The following is a 20,693-nucleotide window of genomic DNA, read 5'->3' on the forward strand; positions in this document are numbered from 1 at the left end:
TTATTTATTTTATTCTTATTTATTGATCATCGCCAGCAGCTGAACATCCGAGATCATCGGAACCTGAAGTTTTTCTGCCTTCGCTAATTTCGATGGTCCCATTTTGTCTCCTGCCACCAGATAGTTCAGTTTTGAAGAAATACTGCTCAACATCTTTCCGCCATGCGACTCAATCAGTTCTGTCAATTCTTCCCGCGAATGGTCCGCAAATACGCCCGATATCAAAAAGGTTTTGCCCAAGAGACTATCGCTAGCTAATAACACTTCCTTTTCTTCAATCTCAAACTGTAAACCCATGGCCTTTAGTTTTTCGATCTCTTCCCAATGCTCTGGATTAACCAGATAGGCATTGATGCTTTCGGCTATGCGCAAGCCTATATCCTGAACAGAAAGAATTTCATCTACGGTAGCAGCACGGATCGCATCGATGTTTTTGAAATGCTGCGCCAATTTCTTGGCTACGGTCTCACCGATATGTCGGATGCCCAAACCAAATAATACTTTCTCAAAGGGCTTATTCTTCGATTGCTCGATACCTTTCAGCATATTGTCTATGGACTTTTGCCCGAATCTTTCTATGCCGACCAGTTCAGGCTCCCTATCTTTTAGGGTATAGATGTCCGAAATTTTTCGGATCAATCCTAGCTTGAAGAACGTTTCGATGGTTTCATCGCCTAAGCCTTGTATATCCATCATCTTTCTGCCGATGAAATGTTGCAGCTTTCCTACAATCTGCGGTTTACAGCCATCCTCATTCGGGCAATAATGAACTGCTTCGCCTTCTTCCCTGATCAAGGTTGTGCCACATTCTGGACATTGAGTAGGGTATTCAAATGGTTTAGCTCCGTCGTGACGCTTTTCAACGTTTGCTGAAATAATCTTTGGAATGATCTCGCCGCCCTTTTCTACAAAGACCGTATCATGCTCGTGCAAGCCCAGTCGCTCGATTTCATTGGCATTGTGCAGTGAAGCCCGCTTTACTGTTGTTCCAGCCAACAGGACTGGTTTCAGGTTCGCTACGGGAGTCACCGCCCCTGTACGCCCAACTTGATAGCTAATGCTGTTCAAGATCGTTTCAACCCGCTCCGCTTTAAATTTATAGGAAATTGCCCAACGCGGAGATTTTGCCGTAAAGCCCAATTCTTCCTGTTGTGCAAAGTCATTTACTTTGATCACGATTCCGTCGATCTCATAGGAAAGTTGGTGTCTGGCTTCATCCCAATGATGGATAAATTCCAGTACTTCCTCGATGGAATTGCACAGTCTACTATGTTCGCAAACTGGAAATCCCCATGATTTCACTTCCTCAATGCTATGCCAGTGGTCGTGGAATAATTTGTTTCTGTTATCACAGTACAGAAAATAAAGGAAACAGTCCAATGGTCTTTTTGCAACCTCCGAGGAGTCCTGTAACTTGATGGTTCCAGAAGCAAAGTTCCTTGGATTGGCATAGGTCTGCTCTCCATTTTCTTCCCTTTCTTTGTTCAACCTCAAAAAGGCCGATTTATGCATAAAGATCTCCCCACGGATATCGAAGCTTTCAGGATAGTCGCCTTTCCTCAGTTGATGCGGTATGCTGCGGATGGTCTTCACATTGTTGGTCACATCATCACCTTGGGTTCCATCCCCGCGGGTGACAGCCTGGACCAATTTTCCATTTTCATATGAAATAGAAATGGAAAGACCATCAAATTTCAATTCAGCAACGTATTGAACCTGATCACCAACTACCTTCCTGACCCTGTTGTCAAAGTCTTTTAACTCCTGTTCGTTATAGGTATTGCCCAATGACATCATTGGCCATTTATGACGAACCGTTTGGAATCTTTGTGTGATATCTCCGCCAACTTTTAGGGTAGGGGAGTTCGGATCTCTGAATTCAGGATATTGGAGTTCCAACGCTTCCAGTTCCTTTAATTTATGGTCAAAATCGTAATCGGAAATGGAGGGTTGCGCTAAAACATAATATTGATAATTATATTCGTTCAGCTCACGTGTAAGTTCTGTTATCTTCGCTTGAATATCAATTGACATAGACCACGAAAATACAAAATATATTAAGGGTAAAATAATTTAAAACAAAATTTGGCTACTCCCGTAATGTGTTGCTAAACAATGAAAATTATATGGGAAAAGATAATTCAGGACTTTCGCGATTAATGGAAATTATTTTCATGAAGGTCGCTGTATTTATGGATTTTATTCATGTAATAATCCCAAATAATGGAGTTCTTATATTGTCCTTTTTTGTTCTCTTTTTGTGCATATTTCTTTCTTTTCTTTGCTGTTTTGAAGAAATTCTTGAAAAAATACTGATGACCACGGCTGACAGCCCAAGCATCCGCCGTTTTTCCATCAAAAAGAAACTTGATTAAAGCAAAAAGATCCCACCATAATCGCAAGGATATTTTCCAAATCCCAGCAGCAACCGATAGGTTCTTTTGCATCATGACCAAATTGTTCCGGAAGTTGAGATAGGTCTTCTGCGGATTGCTGGTTTTTAAGGTTCCTCCGCCCACATGGTAGACAATGGAATCTGGACAATAGCCCACCTTGTAGCCCATTCGCTTTAATCTCCAGCAAAGATCGATTTCTTCAAAATGTGCAAAGAAATCAGCATCAAATCCTTCTGCTTCTTTCCAAGCCTTGGATTTAATGAACAGTGCGGCACCTGTCGCCCAGAACACCTCTTGGGCATCATTATATTGGCCTTGGTCTTTTTCAACTTTATCCAAGATCCGCCCTCGACAGAATGGAAATCCAAAATAATCAATATAGCCTCCGGCAGCGCCTGCATGCTCAAATTCCCCCTTGCTATGATATGCCTGAATCTTAGGTTGACAGGCTACCAATAATGGGTCTTGCTCCATATATGCGATGACTGGTTCAACCCAGTTCTCTGAAACCTCTACATCTGAATTCAATAGGATGTAATAATCCGCTTCCACTTGCTTCAAGATTTCATTGTATCCGCCAGCAAAACCTAAGTTCTCGCTGTTGCGAATGATCTTGAACATGGGGAAGTTCTCCTCCACATAACTAATGGAATCATCGGTCGATCCATTGTCGCCGATAATAAACTCTATATTTGGGTATGTACTATTAAATACCGAAGGAAGGAATTTCTCCAAGAAATACTTCCCGTTCCAATTTAATATGACAACGGCAACTTTCGGGTAATTTGACATTTAATTTCTTCTTTTACGCTTCCATCTACGATGGGACCATAACCAATAGGCAGGTTCGGAACGGATGATTTCTTCCGTAAACCTATTATGGATATGGGTAATCTCATGTTCTGGATAGGCATCTGGATTTTCCACCAAGGTGGTAAACTTACAGCTGTAATATCCTCTTTTCTTCTTTCTCCTGACCTCACAGAAAACCACCGGAAACTTCGTCAATCGTGAAATACGCTCGGCACCTGTATAAACCAAGGTGTCTTGGTTCAAAAATTCCATGAAATAATCAGAATCCTGATAGGTAGGTGTCTGGTCCGCTACAAACATACTAATATGCGGAACATTTTTCAACTTTATAATATGTCTTAAGATCTGTTTCATGGGAACCATTTCTGCTCCAAACCGTGAACGGATCTGATTATGAATCTTATTGAAGACTTTATTGTTTAAAGGTTTGTAGACAATCAGCTCGGGTACATCCATCATCAACGACAAACGGTGGATCGATAACTCCCAGTTCCCATAATGTGAGGTCACCCCGATCACCCCTTTCCCTTGGTCCGTATATTGATATACCTCCTCAGGATTCAATAATTCGATGCGCTTGATGACTTCTTCGGGCCTGATGGTCGCCATTTTTACCGATTCCACCAATAGATCGGGAAAATAACGGTAAAATTTATAGGCTATTTGTTTGATCTCTTCCTCGGGTTTCTCTGGAAATGCATTCCTCAGGTTCTCAAAGACCACTTTCTTACGATAGCCAAATACATAGTAAATCAGGACGAAAAGGAAGTCGGAGATCAGGTAAAGGCACCAAAAGGGCAGAAGTGATAGCAAATACAATGTCCCGTAAATCAGTTTTTCCTTCATGCCAATTTTAAAGTACTTTACAAATATCCCCAAATAAAGTTATTTTTGCGGACAAATTGAAGTGAATATTCGTTTATGTCAACAGGAATTCTTTTACCGGCACTCTACCTGCCTAATATCAGTTATTTACAAACCATAAAAAATAACGATGGTCCCATTATCGTGGAACAGTTTGAAAACTTTCCCAAACAGACCTTCCGTACCCGAACCCAAATTGCTACAGCAAATGGGGTGTTGGATTTGTTAGTGCCTATACAGCACGGTAAAAAACAGAGACAGGTCATGAAGGATGTTTTGATCAATTACGACCATCCTTGGCAAAGGCTGCATTGGTTAAGTATTCAGACAGCTTACCGTAGCTCGGCCTATTTTGAATACTATGAGGACGATTTCCGTGAATTTTACGAAAAGGAATATAGCCATCTCCTGGAGTTTAATGTGGATCAATTGAAGCTGATCCTTAAATTACTAAAGATCAACCGTGAAATTGTGCTCAGTGAAAAATATGAGGCAGAATCGCCTAACGAAATAGATTTTCGGAAAGCAATCCATCCTAAATTGCCTTCCCTAATACAGCAACAAAAGCCATATTATCAGTTGTTTGAAGATAAGAATGGGTTTCTCCCTAATTTGAGTAGCATAGACCTTTTGTTCAGTCAAGGACCCCAGTCGAAAAACTATTTCTAATCAGTTTTTATTTTCTTCTTGAAACAATTTCTTTATGTTTAGCGTTCTGTTTTTAAACCGTCTATTTCATGAAGAAAATTGTATTGATCTGCTTTTGCTTTTTTATGGCGATTTCAGCATTTGCACAAACAGGTGCTGATACCCTACATTACCGTAAAGTGTACTATTTTGGAGGAACGGGCCTTTCATTTCCTTTGGGGAAAACCAAGAACGTCCTCACCACAAAGCTATTTACGGGAAGTATGGGTCTGGATATCTCCTTGAAAAATCCAAAATATTACCTGCAACCCACCCTGTACATGTTGAGTTTCGGCTACGATCAACTATTGGATGATTCAGAATACAACCGGGTCTTAAAGAATGCAAGGTCTACGATGTATGTATTGAGTTTGGCAGGAGGGATGCGTAAGCAATGGGAACGCTTGAATACCTATGCTTATTTAGGTCCTTCCGGAGCGCTTAATATGGAACCGCGTTCTGAAGATAAAGGGGACGGTACGGTAGAACTTAATTATGAGTACAGTATATCCCCGGCCATAAAAATGGGGGTAGGGTCGGACTATAAGTTCAAGGGATTCTTCTTGGGCATGGAAGTAGGTTACCTGCACAATTTTAGGAAAATGCAGGGAAATCCGGTTAATGTGCTTTCAATAATGGTCGGTCTGAAGTCCGATATTACTAAATTAAGTGATAAAGTTGTAGAAGTTATTTCAAAATAATATAAAACTATTTTCTTGATAATCAATGTGATATGTATATTCTTCAAAAAAAGCGGTCTTTTTTTTATGATTTCGCACAATATGGCAAGGTATATGTCGTTAATACACTATCTAGATAAATAGAAAATATTTAGGTTAATAATTGGTTTGGTAAAATACCTGGAGTTCTCCGCTCCGGGTATTTTTGTTTTTAGACCTTCCAGGAAAAATAAAAAAATATTCAATCGCTTATAATAAAGCGATTTAGTTACCGTTTAGATAGTAAATTCATAATTTCATAATTTAGGTTAATAATTGGTTTGGAAAAATACCTGAGATCCCCAATCTCAGGTATTTTTATTTTTTGGATTCCTGTGATGACAAGTTTTTAACTTATAGTGACACCTGGGGGTGAAACGAAGGGTCTCGGAACTATCCAATCTTCATTTGAAATAGTTTTTCTTCGTTACTTTTGGAGCCCAAAAGTAACCAAAACCGACGAAGGAGCTCACGGATACCAAAAAACATCTCGAATCCGTAACGCTTCGGCCCATTTAAGATGGCTTTTCGCACCAGCCACTACACATGAAAAGAATGCCTTGATGTCGGGAATATCTTTCAAAAGATCACCCATTCTTTCCATTTTTCCGCCATTGGAAATGAGCCGGAGGGCTAAAGGACTTCCTTCGGAAGGTGAAATGTTTGTTTGGAGAAACCCCTAGAGGGGTGGAATCTTTATAATGGATGACGGGTAATAAGAGCCAAGCCCCAGAGGGGGTGAAAAATTTTTCTATACTTTTTTGTGTCACCCTGAGGGTGCGCCCGAAGGGTCTCGGAACTATCAAATCTTTACTTGAAATAGTTTCAGCAACTTACGATTTCGGAAATGCACCGATCCTTAAAAAAAATCAAAATAGATTTTTCGTTTCACTCTGAATCTCTCTTTAGCACTCCTCCGATTCTGAACGATCAGTGAAGAATCTGTACGGTTCTTATAAAAATATGCTTGTCATCCTTTACCGAAGGTAAAGGACCTGTTCGCCAATACAGCAATGAATGTATTTCTTTTTGAAGGTTCGAATTTCTCCGAGATGCTTCGTTCCTCAGCATGACACAAAAAATCCAAATATACTGGCATTGCCCGCTGGGGTTCTAGCTTCATAATGTTTTTACTCTTCCTCAAAATTATATTTCAAGTCCCTAAAGTAATATACCTTATCCCTGATATTGATCTCCCGCAATACCCGACAAGGATTTCCTGCCGCAACTACATTTTCGGGAATGTCCTTGGTTACGACAGAACCAGAGCCAATGACCGTATTGCTGCCGATTTTTACTCCTGGATTGATTACGGTGTTTCCCCCGATCCAGACATTGTCACCAATTTCAATGGGTAGGGCATATTCCCAACCTTCAACCCGCAATACAGGATCAACGGGATGTCCAGCGGTGAACAGGCTTACATTTGGAGCGATCATCACATTATCCCCGATCTTTACCTTGGCACAGTCCAAAATGGTCAGGTTATAGTTGGAATAGAAATTATCACCGATTTCAATATTGTATCCATAATCACAATAGAATGGTGGCTCAATAAAGAATCGGCTTGTGGTCTTCCCAAACAATTGTTTGATGATCTGGTTTCTCGCCTTGATCTTTGTAGGGTCCATTAGATTGAACTTCTGTAATTCCACTTTGGCATGTTGCCTTTCCTTAAATAGTTCATCTCCCGAAGCGATATAGGGTTCGCCAGCGATCATCTTTTCTTTTGAGCTTTTATTCATCTGTTTTGTCTTGTTGATTACTGATTTAATATACAAAAAATGGCTGGTTCGAGGCAAAATTAGCGGCATAACTTGTCGCATTTTCTTTGTTGTGGATAAGATTTTGGCTAAGAATAAGCTTCGGGAGAAGCTTTACCCTTATTCGAGCCATATTCGGAAAATTCGAAATATGTCTCGAATAAGGGTAAAGTTTGAATGGGTAAATTGGCTAAAAAACTTTCTTCTGAAGCCTTGGCTTTGCCCTTAAAAATTGGAGGCCTTTTCGGTCGTCTGATCGAGTTCGGAATAAAGGTATGCAAAAGAGGCCACGAATCTATCAAGGCCTCTTCAAATATGTTGGGTGAAATTTTAGTTTTTGCTGATCACGAAGTTCTCTTTGGTAATCCTCACTTTCTTCAAGTTTACCAACCAATCTTTTGATTCGTCGCGGTGACCTAAAGCCAAGATGGTTACAGAACGTAAACCTATTTCATTAAGTCCTAGGAATTGGTCCAGGGCTTGGCTGTTAAAACCTTCCATCGGAGTGGCATCAACACGTTGTTCAGCAGCAGCGGCAATCGCGATACCAAAACCAATGTAGGCCTGGCGTGCAGCGTGTTCAAAATGCTGGTCTTTCGTCTGACTATTGAACCTGGTCATCAAGTTATTCTTATAGTCATTTGCGAAGCCAGCAGGCAATCCGCGTTCTTGCTCCTGTTGTAAGAACACTGAATCCACGCGCTCTTGGGTGTATTCATCGAATGCCGCAAAGATCAACAGGTGTGAAGAGTCAACGATCTGCGATTGGTTATATGCTAAAGGGAGAATCTGTTCTTTGATCTCTTGGTTGCTGATTTCGATTACCTTGAAAGGGTGTAGGCCAGAAGAAGTGGGGGCAAGCCTAGCAGCCTCGGTTATGTAATCAATTTTCTCTTGTTCTACAGCCGCTCCTGTCATTTTTTTAGTAGCGTATCTCCATTATAAATCTTGTAGTAAGCTCATTCTCTTGAAATTTATGATAGTATTTTACGTTAAATCAATATGGATTTGATATAGCCATCAATGGCGTCCGCAAGGACAGCCGATGGACAGATGTTTTCCTTGCTGCTCAGGTCTAGCAAGTCCATGGCGACAATGCCATGCAGGATAGACCAAAGGGTCTTCAGTTTGAGGTATCGGTCAAGGTCCTTCTTTCCGCTGGCCTTGATCGCTTCATCGATCAGGGATACCATCAGGTTAGATACCCTTTTTATCTCTTCCGATTCGTTGGTTTTTTCGCAGGTTGGGATTCCCAGGCCAAACATGATCTCATAATGTTTGGGGTATTTTGCGGCGAACAACCAATATCCAACTGAAAGCTGTTTGATCTTTGTTGCGATGTTTTCTTGAGGGTCTATCTCCTGATTGATGGAATCCAGTAATTGGATAAATCCTTCCTTTACGAAATAAGCAGAAATAGCCTCCTTGTTTTCAAAATGCTTGTAGATCACAGGGACAGAATACTCGATGGCATCTGCAATCTTTCGAATGGAAAGCGACGCCCAACCTTCTTTTTCGACGATTTCTCGGGAGCAGACGATGATCTGTTCCTTAAGTTCTTGCTGTTGTCTGAGTTTTCTTTCTGTAAGTCCCATGCTGTATTTAGTTAACAGTGTTAGCAAAAGTAACAATGATATTTATATGTTGCAAACATCTATTAAAAACATACATCAAAATGACAATGAGCTTCGAGAAATAAATTCTAACTTTAAGGATGAACTTCTTAAAAAGTAAACGCAAGGTATCATTGGTCTTAGGCAGCGGCGGAGCTCGTGGACTGGTTCAAATTGGGGTAATTCGTAGTTTAGAGGAGAAAGGATATGAAATTGATGAGGTGGTAGGATGTTCGATCGGTTCTTTGATTGGAGCGGCCTATGTCGAAGGGAAAATGGGGAAACTGGAAGAATGGATGCGGTCCATTACCCGAAGGCAGGTCTTTAAACTGATGGATTTTACCAATCCAAAGTTTGGGCTGCTCAAAGGCGAGAGGGTCTTTGAATCCCTGAAAGAAATCTTCCCGGATAAGAACATCGAGGATATGGATATTCCATTTCGGGCCATCGCGACCGATATGGTAAGCGAAAAAGAAGTTGTGTTTGATAAAGGGAGCGTTTACAAAGCTATTCGGGCTTCCATTGCCATTCCAGCTGTTTTTACCAGTATAGAAAGCGAGGACTGGAACCTGGTGGATGGAGGGGTCATCAATCCATTGCCCATCAATTACGTCAGGAGGAAGCGAAGGAACATCATTATTGCGGTCAATCTCGATGGCAAACCGGATGCTGAATATGGGCCATACAATGGTGCAAAAGGACTGAATGCCATATCCATGCTTCAGGAGTCCTATTTTATGATGCGTAGACGATTGAGCCAACTATCGGTTGAACTGTACAAGCCCGATTACGTGATCAATATTCCCCATAATATCGCAGGGATTTGGGACTATGACAAAGCATCTTTTATGATCGAGAAAGGGAAGGAGCTAACGGACAAAGTGGTTCCTGATGTACCGATAAAAAAGAAGGAGACCAAGAAAAACAACAAAACTCCTAAAGAAAAAGAGAAAGAAAAAGAGGTCGTTTAATCGACCTCTAGCAATAATTTATTCATGTGGAGATTAAACTCCTCAGGATGTTCCAGGTTTGGAAGGTGCCCGCAATCTTCCATTTCAATATATTTTGAACCCTTGATTCCTTTTGACAGTTCTTCCATGAGATTGGCGGGGGTGATCTTGTCTTCTTTTCCGCGAACCACTAAAGTGGGAACATTGATCTTTGGAAGGACTTCCGTAGTGTCCGTTCGGGCTGCCAGTGCCAGCAAGGTTGCACAGATGGATTCGATGCTGTTCCTTCGGATACTGCTCTTGATCAATTCGATGGCATCGGGATTGGAATCAATGCTTTTTTTCGAGAACAGGTTGGCAATAAATCCAATGGCATAAGGTCTGCGACCATATTGCAATACTGCCTGTATGGCATCAAAACGCTTCTGTTTACCTGCATTTTCATCGGGTTTGCTGTGCGTATCGGAGAGGATCAGTCCAGAAATCCGATCTGGATACAATTCATAGGCCCTTAGGGCTATATAGCCTCCCATGGAAACCCCACAGAGGACAGCTTTGTCAATTTCAAGTTTGCGCATGAATACGCCGAGGTCTTTAGCAAATACATCGATGGAAAAAAATCCATGACCTTTTGTTGTATTTCCATGTCCGCGAATATCGACTGCAATACCAGTAATGTTATCTTCTAAACTTTCGAGCTGATCTCGCCACATTTTTTTATTGAAGGGAAAACCATGTAGGAAAATGATCGTTTTTTCAGGTTGTTCGCTGGCCTTTTTGATATAATAGGAGATACTGATATCTCCAATCCGGATCTTGTTGCTTTTAATTATACGTTCCGCCATAATTTTAAATATATAAATATCAACACGATAAGCAAAATATAGTTTGAAAATGATCAAAAAAGGGAAAAAGGATTTGGAAAATCTAAAAAAGTACCGATATTTGCGCCACCTCAAAGGACAATTTGTCCTTTAAAGAATGCGCTCATAGCTTAATTGGATAGAGCATCTGACTACGGATCAGAAGGTTAGGGGTTCGACTCCCTTTGAGCGCACTTTCTTTTATAAACACAGCCATAACATCTTCCTTTAAAAATTGAATTCCCGTAGCGAAAAGGGGAAAAATAAGTCATTGAGGCTGAAAGGAATTGGTTTTAAATGTGAAAAAAAATTTTGCTGAGGATATTATTTCCTTATATTTGCATCACCAAAACAGAAAGGGCGTCAGTCGTATAGTATTGGTTGCCGCGCTCATAGCTTAATTGGATAGAGCATCTGACTACGGATCAGAAGGTTAGGGGTTCGACTCCCTTTGAGCGCACTTGGAAAGAGCCTAATTCTTATACGGGATTAGGCTTTTGTTTTTTTACATCTAAAAAAATAACAACACATTATGCTAAACCTAGTTTTATTCGGACCTCCGGGGGCAGGTAAGGGGACCCAATCGGCTAAATTGATCGATAAATATGCCTTGCACCATATTTCTACTGGAGATATGTTCAGAGGGCACATCAAAAATCAGACTCCACTGGGCAAAGAAGTGAGTCAGATCATTGCTGATGGTAATTTGGTTCCTGACTCGATTACAATTTCTATGTTGGAAGAGGAGTTGAAAAACAATCCTGAAGCAAAAGGGTTTATTTTTGATGGATTCCCACGTACAGTAGCTCAAGCAGAGGCATTGGATAAATTTTTGGAAGCGAACAATACGTCGATCACTGGAGTGATTGCATTGGATGTGGATGAAAATGAACTTACCCAGCGTATCGCTAAGCGTCAGGAGATTTCAGGACGTGCGGATGATGCAGCTGACAAATTGAAAAAACGTATCGAAGAATACTTCGGAAAGACCATTCATGTGTTGCCTTACTACGAAAATCAAGGTAAGTTGACAAAAGTGAACGGTATCGGTGAAATCGAAACGATTTTTGCCGACCTTTCAAACGTTATCGATAATTATTAATAAAAATATTCTGAATAGGGAGAGATATGGCTCAGGGGTCAAATTTTGTTGATTATGTAAAAGTATGTTGCCGTTCTGGACACGGAGGTGCCGGATCAGCCCATTTGCACCGTGATAAACACACGGCAAAAGGGGGACCTGACGGTGGTGATGGTGGTCGCGGTGGACATATTATCCTGAAAGGGTCGCATCAGCACTGGACTTTATTGCACCTGAAATTCAGAAAACATATTATTGCTGAACCCGGTGAATCTGGGGGAAGTGCTTTGCGTACCGGTGCAAACGGAAAGGATGAAATCCTGGAGGTGCCGCTGGGTACCGTTGCCAAGAATGCCGAAACTGGAGAGGTCCTATTCGAAATCACCGAAGATGGAGAAACCAAGATTTTGACAGCAGGAGGAAAAGGTGGACTGGGTAACTGGCACTTTAAATCCTCTACCGTTCAAACACCAAGGTTCGCTCAACCGGGATTACCGGGTAAAGAGGAGTGGATGATCTTGGAATTGAAGGTATTGGCAGATGTTGGTTTGGTGGGTTTCCCAAATGCGGGTAAATCGACCTTACTATCTGTGGTATCGGCAGCAAAACCTGAAATTGCAGATTACCCCTTTACGACCTTGGTGCCAAATCTAGGGATCGTAAGTTACCGTGATGGGAAGTCATTTGTAATGGCCGATATCCCCGGAATTATCGAAGGGGCATCTGAAGGTAAAGGCTTAGGACACCGTTTCCTGAGACATATCGAAAGAAATTCGGTACTGCTTTTCTTGGTGCCTGCAGATACTGACCGTACCATCGCTGAAGAATACGAGATCCTATTGAATGAATTGACCGCCTATAATCCGGAATTATTGGATAAGCCAAAGCTTTTGGCAATCAGTAAATCTGATATGCTGGATGAAGAACTGGAAAAGGAAATGGCCCTTCAAGTACCGAAAGGAATTCCTTACCTATTTATTTCTTCCGTTACCGGAAAAAATATCCAGCAACTGAAGGACATGATCTGGAAAGAAATCAATTCTTAATGATATATGAAAGCCATCGAAAGATGGCTTTTTTTTGAACCAGGATTCAAGAGATTCGAGGATAGACCAAGATTATGGCAGACATTCCGCTGGAAATCTTTATTTTTTCTGTCGTGTTGAGGAACGAAACATCTCGGAACAATCCAAACTTCCAATAATAATTCCATCATTTATTTTGTCACATACAGTTTCTTAGCCCTCGGTTATAGCTGCGATTGGCGTACAGTTCCTTGACCTTCGGTCAAGGATGACAGGGTCGGTGGGAGGAGAACCGTATAGATTCTTCGCGTTTCTCAGAATGCTCTTTAGCACATTTCCAATTCTGAACGAAAAGTGAAGAATCTGTAAGTAAATGTCCAAATACCTGCTGTCATCCCCATCGAATCATAAAGTGGCTGTAAGCGATACGCTCCTATCAAATATGCCGAACATATACGGGAATTTTGATCTTGGTCCATCCTCCCATCCATTGAATCCTGGTTCATGCCCAAATCTTGGTCCATCCTCCCATCCCTTCAATCCTGGTTCAAACTCTCCCTCAAAACTCCTGTCTTTTTTCCTTATTTTCGCAACAATGGATTTATCATTAAAGGAATTTTTGGACCGTAAAGTGGAGGAATTCAACCAACCGAATTTTATTCCTAATGACCCCATCAGTATTCCGCATCAATTTTCATTAAAGCAGGATATTGAAATCATGGGGTTCTTTGCGAGCATATTGGCTTGGGGACAACGGAAAACCATTATCAATAAATGTAATGAGCTTATCCAACGTATGGATGGCAGTCCCTATGATTTTATGCTGAACCATCAGGGGCATGATCTGAAAAATATGTTAGGTTTCAAACATAGGACCTTCAATGATACCGATCTCCTTTACTTCATCAGTTTTTTCCATTACCATTACCAGCATTTCGACAGCTTGGAAGATGCCTTTTTGCAGATTGAGGAAGGAGAGGAGTTTACTGTGGAGCAATCCTTAAATGGTTTCAAATCCTATTTTTTCTCTTTGGCGGATTTTCCGGAAAGGACCCGGAAGCATGTGAGTTCGCCAATGCAGAAATCAAGTTGCAAGCGTTTGAATATGTTTCTGCGCTGGATGGTAAGGAAAGATGATAAGGGCGTGGATTTCGGGATCTGGAACAGGATTGATGCCAAAGATCTGATCTGTCCTTGCGATGTGCATGTGGAAAGGGTAGGCCGGAAGTTCGGGTTGATCCAATCGGATAAGGTAAATTGGAAAACAGCCTTGGAACTGACCGAGAATCTGCGGACCTTGGATCCCAAGGATCCTGTTAAATATGATTTTGCTCTGTTTGGACTGGGAGTTGCAGGCGAGTTATAGGCACTTAGTAAAAGGGGATATACATTTCCTTGTGTTTACCCGCATCCTTATATTCGAATTCATCAGAAATAAATTCAAAGCCCATATCCAAATAAAAAGGGTATGCTATTTCTCGGGCAATGCACCATAGATAATCTCCATGTAACTGGGATTTGATATGGTCGATTGCTGCTCCTAATAATTCTTTTGCATAGCCTTTTCTTCTGGCTTCGGGGGCAGTTGCCATTCCCCGCAAACGGTACCCTTCATGTGGAAGCTTGGGATTGTTGGTTCTGTGAACGGTCAGAACACATTGTAGTTGGTTTTCATCGTCATACAGCCCTAAGTGGAAGCTGTCTGGCCTTAAATCTTCGGGGTTGACACAAAGCTCCAGAGCCTTGCCTTTTTGCAATACAGCGCTTCTTAACGGCAAAGTATCTTCTACTTTGATAAATCGGATCATCGGCTTGCCAGTTTCTGTAGGATATCGACCAATCTATTGGAATAACCAAACTCATTGTCATACCAGCCTACAACTTTGACCAAGCCTCCCACAATACTGGTCAGTTCCGAATCAAAGACGCATGAATAGGGATTATTGATGATATCCACGGATACGATGGGGTCTTCGGTATAGTATAGTACATCCTTTAATTCACCTTCTGCAGCTTCCTTAAATTTTTGGTTGATTTCTTCCACCGTTGTTTTTTTTGCCAGGTTGCAGGTGAAGTCCGTTAGAGAGCCATTTAGGACAGGCACCCTGATTCCGGCGCCTCCAAGTTTGCCATCCAGATGTTTGAAGACATTGGTGATGGCTTTTGCAGCTCCGGTAGTTGTCGGTATGATGGATGCAGATGCCGCCCTTGACCTTCGGAGGTCACGATGGGGTGCATCATGTAGATTTTGATCGCCGGTCATGGAATGTACCGTTGTGATATAGCCATCCACTATTTCCCAGTTTTCATCCAAGATCTTGATCAGTGGCGCGACATTGTTGGTCGTACAGGATGCATTGGAGAAGATTGGGCTGTTCCAATCAAAATCCTTATCGTTGATGCCTAATACTACGGTCGGGATCTCTTTGTCAGGGGAAGGGGCAGAGATGACCACCTGTTTTGCTCCAGCATCCAGATGTTTTGCTGCCAATTCTGCCTTGACGAAGAAGCCTGTGGATTCCACGACCACGTCAATATCCAGATCTTTCCAAGGCAGGTCCCCTGGATTTTTCTGGTTTAATATCAGGATGGATCTGCCATCAATGATCAAATGATTTCCATCAAAATCTACCGTTCGATTCAATGGTCCATGGACCGAATCGTATTTGAATAAATGTGCCAATGTCTTTGCATCTGCAAGGTCATTAATGGCAACAACCTCCATCTGGTCGAGGTTTCTGCTCAGTAGATTTCTGAGGGTATGGCGGCCAACACGGCCAAAACCATTGATGGCAATTCTCATTATTTGTTAAATTCAGCGATTACTTCATTGATGTTTTTTTCACCTTCCCAATAAGTTTTCAATTGGCCGTCTGGACCATAAACATAATTGGCAGGGAACATATTCGGGATATGGAACTTTTGAACAAACTCTTGGTTTCTATCCCACAGCATCTGAACATTTGGTTTTCCGTCAAGTTCTTTTCCGAAGGTTGTGAAGAACTGCGCCATCAGAGCAGGGTCATTCATGGATACATAGATCACATTGATGTCCTTGATCTTATCGTAATTTTTAGCTAAACCTTTGGTTTCATTTTGACAGTGGCTACATCCTGGATCGAACAGTACGAATACGGTATTCTTTCCAGCAGGCAGGTCAGCCTTGGTAAAAGAGATCCCAGATTTTACTTTATAAAAATTGAACTCAGGGATACTCAAAGCTGCAGCTTTTGTTGTTTGGGGAGCAGCAGGAGCAGGGTTGCTTGATTGTGCCGTATGCTCGTGAGCAGAGTGGTCATGGGCAGCATGGTCATGGCCGGCATGTTCATCATGTGCTTCCGTATTTTCTGTTTTCTGCGGTTGGTTATTGCATCCCACAGCTAATACACCTAAAGAAAGGCAAAGAGAGGATAGGATTAATTTATTTCTCATGTCTTGTGTTTAAGATTCAAAACTAATAAAAAATATAGAGTATGCCGGCTGCGATGCTAGAATAAACATTATTTTGACATAATAAAGCCGATCTGTCCCCGAGTAATTAGGATAGTACAAAAAAAAGGCCCTGAATTTTCAGGGCCTTCTATTTTTCAGGTAGATTCCAAGTATTATGGAGTTACTACTTTAGCTTGTTTTTTGTCTTTTTCTTTTGCTGAGTCTGCTAAGTGTTTACCAGCACTTAGGTCATAAATAGCAGGAGCTGCCAAGAAGATAGAAGAGTAAGTAGCTACTACGATACCCACAAGGATAGCGAATGAGAAACCACGGATAACCTCGCCACCAAAGACGAACAATACAGCTAACACGAAGATTACAGTCAATGATGTAATTACGGTACGGCTCAATGTAGAATTGATCGCTTTGTTGATGGTAGTTCCCATGTCTTCATGGTGTGCATTTGGTTTCTTCAAGTATTCACGAAGACGGTCAAATACCACCACCGTATCGTTCACCGAGTAACCTAATACGGTTAGGATCGCTGCAACGAAGTGTTGGTCAATATCCAATGAGAACGGTACGATACCATCTAAGATCGAGAATAGACCCAATAGGATAATCGCATCGTGAACTGTTGCAATCGCTGCTCCAGCCGAATACTGCCATTTGTGGAAACGAATCAAGATATATGCTGCAATTACGATAATCGATAAGATTGACGCATAGATAGCACGGTCGCGGATGTCACTAGCAATGGTTGGTCCTACTTTTTGTTGAGATAGGATTTCGTATTTGTTTCCTTGAATTTTCGAAAGACCTTCATTCAATTTACTTAATACTTCCTTGTCAGCTTCATCGCTTGTTTCTTCAATATGATAAGAAGTCGTGATACGCATTTGGTTTTCACTACCGAAAGTCTTAACCTCTGTTGTAGTACCAAAGATATTGTCTAGGTTCTCACGAATAACTTCAGGAGCAACGTTTTGATCATAACGTACGGTATATGTACGACCACCTTGGAAGTCTACTCCATAAGAGAAACCTTTGACCATGATGGCAGCAAATGATAGGATCACCGCAATAACTGAAATTCCGTATGCAATTTTTCTTTTCTTGATGAATTGGAAGTTTGCATTTTTCAAGGTATGGTTTGACCAAGGGAATGACAAAGTGATTTTCATGTCTTTGCTCAACATGTATTCGAAAATCAAACGTGTGATGAAGATCGCTGTGAACAAAGAGGTAATAATACCGATCATTAACGTTGTTGCAAAACCTTGGATAGGACCAGAACCTGTAAAGAATAGGATCAAACCTACCAAGAATGTCGTAATCTGCGAGTCAAGGATCGAAGGCATGGCATGTTTATAACCATCGGCAACAATCTGACGAGGTGATTTACCCAAAGCCTGTTCCTCACGCATACGCTCATAGATCAGTACGTTTGCATCCACCGCGGTACCCATCGTCAAAACGATACCTGCGATACCAGGTAGGGTCAGTACAGCATTCAAGGAAGCAAGAACTCCCATTAAGAAGAATACATTGAAGATTACAGCAATATTTGCAGCAATACCTGCACGGTTGTAATAAGCGATCATGAACGCCATAACAACGATGATACCGATAACTGCTGAGTTTACACCTGAATCAATCGCCACTTGACCTAATGAAGGACCTACGATAGCTTCTTCAACGATCTTAGCAGTTGTTGGAAGCCTACCAGCTTTCAATACGTTAGCTAAGTCTTTGGTGTCTTCAATAGTGAAGTTACCTGAGATTTGAGAATTACCGTTAGGGATTTCTTCGTTTACTCCAGGAGCAGAATACACGACACCATCCAATACGATAGCGATAGCGTCTCTGTTTTGTGCCGCTTGGGCAGTTACACGTTTCCATTGACGAGCACCATCAGCGTTCATTTCCATAGAAACGATAGGGCTGTTTTGTTGGTCGAATCCGTCACGAGCATCGGTAATAACCTCGCCCGTCATTACAGGACCGTTTTCAGCACCAGTAGTTTTGATCGCATATAACGAAAGGAAATCCTTTGCATTGTTTTCAGGTTTTACAGCCCATAACAATTTCAAGTTAGCAGGGATAATCGATTTTACCTCTGGACGAGCAAGCAAAGCATTTACTTTAGCAGTGTCTTTCAAGTTAGCATATCCTACCACAGCACCTGGAGCCAATTGTTGTTGGCCGTTTTGGCTAAAAGTAGAAGGAGATAATACGGCAAATAGAGGGTTGTCTGCTAGAGCAGCTGCATTAGGTTGAGCTGAAGAATCAGCTGTTGCAGAGTCAGAAGACTTTTGGTTAGCCCCTAATTTTGCCAATAAGTTATCTTCTTTCTTAGTGCTGTCTGCAGCTGTAGTAGCAGCAGTAGAATCAGAAGCAACGTTTGCAGCTGGTTTATCAGCTTTCAAGGTAGTTGCCAATGTTCTGTTCACATTTTCTAATAAAGAATATACTTGTGGGTTTTGATAAGTTTCGTAGAATTCCAACTTCGCAGAACCTTGTAAAAGCTTACGAACACGTTCTTCATCGTTTACACCAGGCAATTCGATCAAGATACGGTTGGTTCCTTGTTGGATTTGGATATTTGGAGAAGCTACACCGAATTTATCGATACGCGTACGTAAAACTTTATAAGAGTTTTGGATGGCGTTGTCAGCTTCTTTGTCCAAGAAATTACGGACATCCGATTCAGAGCTGTTACCAGAGATTACAGCGGAGTTATCTTTTGTAGCAAAGAAAGAAGCAATCGGCGTACTTGCACCGGTCGCTTTATATTCATTTAAAAATAAATCAATCAACGAAGTGTTGGTCGTTTTACTTTTTTTCACTGCATTTTCTAATGCTTTGTTGAAGTTTGCGTCCTTAGGATTATCTGCTAAATTGGCAATCAATTCGTTCAATGAAATTTCCATTGTAACGTTCATACCACCTTTTAGGTCCAAGCCTAGCGCAATTTCATTGGATTTTGCTTCGCGATAAGTGAATTTAGCAATACCTATATTATATACTTCCTCACCAGCAATGGAATCTAGGTAGGCTTTTTCTTTAGCCATGTCGCCTTTGGCGTATTCCGCTGCGTCTTTCTCAACTTTTCTAGTTACAAAAGTGAATGATAAGGAGTAGAGGCACGCTAAGGAAACCACTATCACCAAAAATTTAATCAGCCCTTTACTCATTGTCTAATCGTAATAAATTATGGTTTTTTATGTTTTTTTTAAGCTTAATAATATTTTACCAAGATTCGCAAAGGTATAAAAAAATTATATAATGAAAATAGTATATCAAACTTAATACGGAAAAAGTTGTTATTAAATATTGTCTTCATTTTCAATTAGAATGGAATCGTCAAATTCCTAATTTTCTGTGTTATTATTGGGTTAAACTTTTTGGCGATAGCCAAGCATTCTTTTCCACATTCTTCCGATCAATTCCTTATTCAATTACCCTAAAATGCCCTGAATTCAGGGATGTTTTCCTTTGGTCCATTTCGATAAGTTTGCAACTCTGATCGATGAACATTGGCTTTTTACGGACTATTAATTAAATAAACAGAAACAATATGAACAGAAATGATTTGAAAATGAATGAGGAAAGGATTCAGGACAATAAGACATTAGGTGTCGTATCCTACTTGACTTGGATTGGTTTGTTAGTGGCATTTTTGATGAACAGGGACAAGAACGATCCCTTTGTCAAGTTCCATATTCGCCAAAACCTAGGTTTGTTTATCCTGGGCCTGGTTGCAGGTGTCTTGCACTATATACCAGGGGTAGGAGGGATTGTTGCTTATCTAGTCTTTATCGCACTGTTTATCTTTTGGGTAATCGGATTGATCGGCGCTATCAATGGGAAGGAAAATGCAGTTCCAGTGGTTGGGCCTATGTTCCAGGAATGGTTCAAGGGTTTTTAGTGTCTAGGATTTGATCCATTAAAAAAGGCTTTCCGGTATCCGAAAAGCCTTTTTTATACATTTTAATTCAGCTTATTTCAAAGTGAATTTAAATCCTAAGCTAAAACGAGCAGCTTCGAAGTTTGAGCTGTGAGAAAGGTTCCACCAAGGTTTCCAGTCAAAATGTAATGCTAATGGAGCAGCAGGGATTTTGTACTCAAGACCAGCAGCTGGACGTACAGCAAACCAAGTCTCATCACCACCGAAACCTAACTGAGGACCAACACCTACATACCATCCTAAACCGTTAGTACCAGCGAATTGTTGGTTGTAAGAGTAGTCAGCTCCAACTGCGGTGAAGTTATCACCGAATAAAACTTGCGCGTTACCAGCATTGTTACCACCGAATGAATGTTTGATCTGTGGGCCAAACAAAGTAGCGCCATCACCTAAGTCAATAGCTAAACCGATTGCTGTTTTATAAGGAGTCTGAGCTTTTGCTTCGTTAAAACCAAAAACTAATGCAGCTGCCGCTGCTAATGATAGTAATGTCTTTTTCATAAATATTGTGTTAATT

Annotated in this window: 18 protein-coding genes, 2 tRNA genes and 1 pseudogene; 9 read left to right on the forward strand and 12 right to left on the reverse strand. The window is 41.1% G+C overall.

Annotated elements, in window-relative coordinates:
- Positions 1-15 precede the first annotated feature (15 nt).
- The 3 genes from ligA to ACWICE_RS08110 all read right to left on the reverse strand — a co-directional run bounded on the left by ligA (position 16) and on the right by ACWICE_RS08110 (position 4,055).
- Positions 16-2,034: an NAD-dependent DNA ligase LigA gene (gene ligA, locus ACWICE_RS08100; protein ID WP_185217224.1), complete on the reverse strand. Its 2,019-nt coding sequence runs from the start codon at positions 2,032-2,034 to the stop codon at positions 16-18.
- A gap of 122 nt (positions 2,035-2,156) precedes the next feature.
- Positions 2,157-3,188 (reverse strand): glycosyltransferase family 2 protein, encoded by a 1,032-nt coding sequence (locus ACWICE_RS08105; RefSeq protein WP_185211471.1) that lies wholly within the window; start codon positions 3,186-3,188, stop codon positions 2,157-2,159.
- Positions 3,189-4,055 (reverse strand): lysophospholipid acyltransferase family protein, encoded by an 867-nt coding sequence (locus ACWICE_RS08110; protein ID WP_454298050.1) that lies wholly within the window; start codon positions 4,053-4,055, stop codon positions 3,189-3,191.
- 75 nt (positions 4,056-4,130) lie between these two features.
- On the opposite strand from ACWICE_RS08110, the gene ACWICE_RS08115 reads away from it, so the two are divergent.
- Both ACWICE_RS08115 and ACWICE_RS08120 read left to right on the forward strand, forming a co-directional pair.
- A complete protein-coding gene (locus ACWICE_RS08115) occupies positions 4,131-4,742 on the forward strand; it encodes a WbqC family protein (protein ID WP_185211473.1) in 612 nt (203 codons plus the stop codon).
- A gap of 68 nt (positions 4,743-4,810) precedes the next feature.
- Complete coding sequence (locus ACWICE_RS08120; protein WP_185211474.1) at positions 4,811-5,461, forward strand: hypothetical protein; 651 nt, start codon at positions 4,811-4,813, stop codon at positions 5,459-5,461.
- A 1,148-nt stretch (positions 5,462-6,609) separates the two neighbouring features.
- Here ACWICE_RS08120 and ACWICE_RS08125 read toward each other — a convergent pair.
- The 3 genes and pseudogenes from ACWICE_RS08125 to ACWICE_RS08135 form a co-directional block, all read right to left on the reverse strand.
- Positions 6,610-7,224 (reverse strand): sugar O-acetyltransferase, encoded by a 615-nt coding sequence (locus ACWICE_RS08125; protein WP_313258855.1) that lies wholly within the window; start codon positions 7,222-7,224, stop codon positions 6,610-6,612.
- A 348-nt stretch (positions 7,225-7,572) separates the two neighbouring features.
- Positions 7,573-8,169, reverse strand: a pseudogene (locus ACWICE_RS08130) (nitroreductase family protein); the annotation flags it as partial.
- Between the two features lie 65 nt (positions 8,170-8,234).
- A complete protein-coding gene (locus ACWICE_RS08135) occupies positions 8,235-8,837 on the reverse strand; it encodes a TetR/AcrR family transcriptional regulator (RefSeq protein ID WP_454298051.1) in 603 nt (200 codons plus the stop codon).
- 119 nt (positions 8,838-8,956) lie between these two features.
- Between ACWICE_RS08135 and ACWICE_RS08140 the strand changes: the two genes are divergently transcribed.
- Positions 8,957-9,826 carry a patatin-like phospholipase family protein gene (locus ACWICE_RS08140; protein ID WP_454291062.1) on the forward strand — a complete coding sequence of 290 codons (870 nt, stop codon included), beginning with the start codon at positions 8,957-8,959 and terminating at the stop codon, positions 9,824-9,826.
- On the opposite strand, the gene ACWICE_RS08145 is transcribed toward ACWICE_RS08140, so the two are convergent.
- A complete protein-coding gene (locus ACWICE_RS08145; protein WP_313258848.1) occupies positions 9,823-10,650 on the reverse strand; it encodes an alpha/beta fold hydrolase in 828 nt (275 codons plus the stop codon). The genes ACWICE_RS08140 and ACWICE_RS08145 overlap by 4 nt on opposite strands.
- 138 nt (positions 10,651-10,788) lie before the next feature.
- On the opposite strand from ACWICE_RS08145, the gene ACWICE_RS08150 reads away from it, so the two are divergent.
- The 5 genes from ACWICE_RS08150 to ACWICE_RS08170 all read left to right on the forward strand — a co-directional run bounded on the left by ACWICE_RS08150 (position 10,789) and on the right by ACWICE_RS08170 (position 14,140).
- Positions 10,789-10,862: transfer RNA gene (locus ACWICE_RS08150), tRNA-Arg, on the forward strand.
- 192 nt (positions 10,863-11,054) lie between these two features.
- Positions 11,055-11,128: transfer RNA gene (locus ACWICE_RS08155), tRNA-Arg, on the forward strand.
- A 72-nt stretch (positions 11,129-11,200) separates the two neighbouring features.
- A complete protein-coding gene (locus tag ACWICE_RS08160; protein ID WP_185211480.1) occupies positions 11,201-11,770 on the forward strand; it encodes an adenylate kinase in 570 nt (189 codons plus the stop codon).
- A 26-nt stretch (positions 11,771-11,796) separates the two neighbouring features.
- Positions 11,797-12,795, forward strand: a complete 999-nt coding sequence (gene obgE / locus ACWICE_RS08165) for a GTPase ObgE (protein WP_454298052.1) — start codon at positions 11,797-11,799, stop codon at positions 12,793-12,795.
- A 574-nt stretch (positions 12,796-13,369) separates the two neighbouring features.
- The gene (locus ACWICE_RS08170; protein WP_313258845.1) at positions 13,370-14,140 is read left to right on the forward strand and encodes a TIGR02757 family protein; all 771 of its coding nucleotides are present in this window, start codon (positions 13,370-13,372) and stop codon (positions 14,138-14,140) included.
- Positions 14,141-14,144: 4 nt separating this feature from the next.
- Here the strand turns inward: ACWICE_RS08170 and ACWICE_RS08175 are convergent, their stop codons facing one another.
- The 4 genes from ACWICE_RS08175 to secDF all read right to left on the reverse strand — a co-directional run bounded on the left by ACWICE_RS08175 (position 14,145) and on the right by secDF (position 19,403).
- Entirely contained in the window at positions 14,145-14,582 is a 438-nt protein-coding gene (locus tag ACWICE_RS08175; RefSeq protein WP_454291064.1) for a GNAT family N-acetyltransferase, read from the reverse strand.
- A complete protein-coding gene (gene gap, locus ACWICE_RS08180) occupies positions 14,579-15,577 on the reverse strand; it encodes a type I glyceraldehyde-3-phosphate dehydrogenase (protein WP_454298053.1) in 999 nt (332 codons plus the stop codon). The genes ACWICE_RS08175 and gap overlap by 4 nt, the downstream gene beginning before the upstream one ends.
- Positions 15,577-16,206 (reverse strand): peroxiredoxin family protein, encoded by a 630-nt coding sequence (locus tag ACWICE_RS08185; RefSeq protein WP_313258839.1) that lies wholly within the window; start codon positions 16,204-16,206, stop codon positions 15,577-15,579. The genes gap and ACWICE_RS08185 overlap by 1 nt, the downstream gene beginning before the upstream one ends.
- Positions 16,207-16,379: 173 nt before the next feature.
- Entirely contained in the window at positions 16,380-19,403 is a 3,024-nt protein-coding gene (secDF, locus tag ACWICE_RS08190) for a protein translocase subunit SecDF (protein ID WP_454298054.1), read from the reverse strand.
- A gap of 383 nt (positions 19,404-19,786) precedes the next feature.
- On the opposite strand from secDF, the gene ACWICE_RS08195 reads away from it, so the two are divergent.
- The gene (locus ACWICE_RS08195) at positions 19,787-20,137 is read left to right on the forward strand and encodes a DUF4870 domain-containing protein (RefSeq protein ID WP_454298055.1); all 351 of its coding nucleotides are present in this window, start codon (positions 19,787-19,789) and stop codon (positions 20,135-20,137) included.
- A gap of 72 nt (positions 20,138-20,209) precedes the next feature.
- On the opposite strand, the gene ACWICE_RS08200 is transcribed toward ACWICE_RS08195, so the two are convergent.
- Positions 20,210-20,677, reverse strand: coding sequence for a hypothetical protein (locus tag ACWICE_RS08200; RefSeq protein ID WP_185211489.1), 468 nt, complete (start codon positions 20,675-20,677; stop codon positions 20,210-20,212).
- Positions 20,678-20,693 lie beyond the last annotated feature (16 nt).

Source organism: Sphingobacterium sp. NPDC055346 (genome assembly GCF_053645235.1).

Bases quoted from the DNA above. Each gene is read 5' to 3' on its own strand.
- ligA (WP_185217224.1), bottom strand. From the start codon at position 2,034: ATGTCAATTGATATTCAAGCGAAGATAACAGAACTTACACGTGAGCTG.
- ACWICE_RS08105 (WP_185211471.1), bottom strand. From the start codon at position 3,188: ATGTCAAATTACCCGAAAGTTGCCGTTGTCATATTAAATTGGAACGGG.
- ACWICE_RS08110 (WP_454298050.1), bottom strand. From the start codon at position 4,055: ATGAAGGAAAAACTGATTTACGGGACATTGTATTTGCTATCACTTCTG.
- ACWICE_RS08115 (WP_185211473.1), top strand. From the start codon at position 4,131: ATGTCAACAGGAATTCTTTTACCGGCACTCTACCTGCCTAATATCAGT.
- ACWICE_RS08120 (WP_185211474.1), top strand. From the start codon at position 4,811: ATGAAGAAAATTGTATTGATCTGCTTTTGCTTTTTTATGGCGATTTCA.
- ACWICE_RS08125 (WP_313258855.1), bottom strand. From the start codon at position 7,224: ATGAATAAAAGCTCAAAAGAAAAGATGATCGCTGGCGAACCCTATATC.
- ACWICE_RS08135 (WP_454298051.1), bottom strand. From the start codon at position 8,837: ATGGGACTTACAGAAAGAAAACTCAGACAACAGCAAGAACTTAAGGAA.
- ACWICE_RS08140 (WP_454291062.1), top strand. From the start codon at position 8,957: ATGAACTTCTTAAAAAGTAAACGCAAGGTATCATTGGTCTTAGGCAGC.
- ACWICE_RS08145 (WP_313258848.1), bottom strand. From the start codon at position 10,650: ATGGCGGAACGTATAATTAAAAGCAACAAGATCCGGATTGGAGATATC.
- ACWICE_RS08160 (WP_185211480.1), top strand. From the start codon at position 11,201: ATGCTAAACCTAGTTTTATTCGGACCTCCGGGGGCAGGTAAGGGGACC.
- obgE (WP_454298052.1), top strand. From the start codon at position 11,797: ATGGCTCAGGGGTCAAATTTTGTTGATTATGTAAAAGTATGTTGCCGT.
- ACWICE_RS08170 (WP_313258845.1), top strand. From the start codon at position 13,370: ATGGATTTATCATTAAAGGAATTTTTGGACCGTAAAGTGGAGGAATTC.
- ACWICE_RS08175 (WP_454291064.1), bottom strand. From the start codon at position 14,582: ATGATCCGATTTATCAAAGTAGAAGATACTTTGCCGTTAAGAAGCGCT.
- gap (WP_454298053.1), bottom strand. From the start codon at position 15,577: ATGAGAATTGCCATCAATGGTTTTGGCCGTGTTGGCCGCCATACCCTC.
- ACWICE_RS08185 (WP_313258839.1), bottom strand. From the start codon at position 16,206: ATGAGAAATAAATTAATCCTATCCTCTCTTTGCCTTTCTTTAGGTGTA.
- secDF (WP_454298054.1), bottom strand. From the start codon at position 19,403: ATGAGTAAAGGGCTGATTAAATTTTTGGTGATAGTGGTTTCCTTAGCG.
- ACWICE_RS08195 (WP_454298055.1), top strand. From the start codon at position 19,787: ATGAACAGAAATGATTTGAAAATGAATGAGGAAAGGATTCAGGACAAT.
- ACWICE_RS08200 (WP_185211489.1), bottom strand. From the start codon at position 20,677: ATGAAAAAGACATTACTATCATTAGCAGCGGCAGCTGCATTAGTTTTT.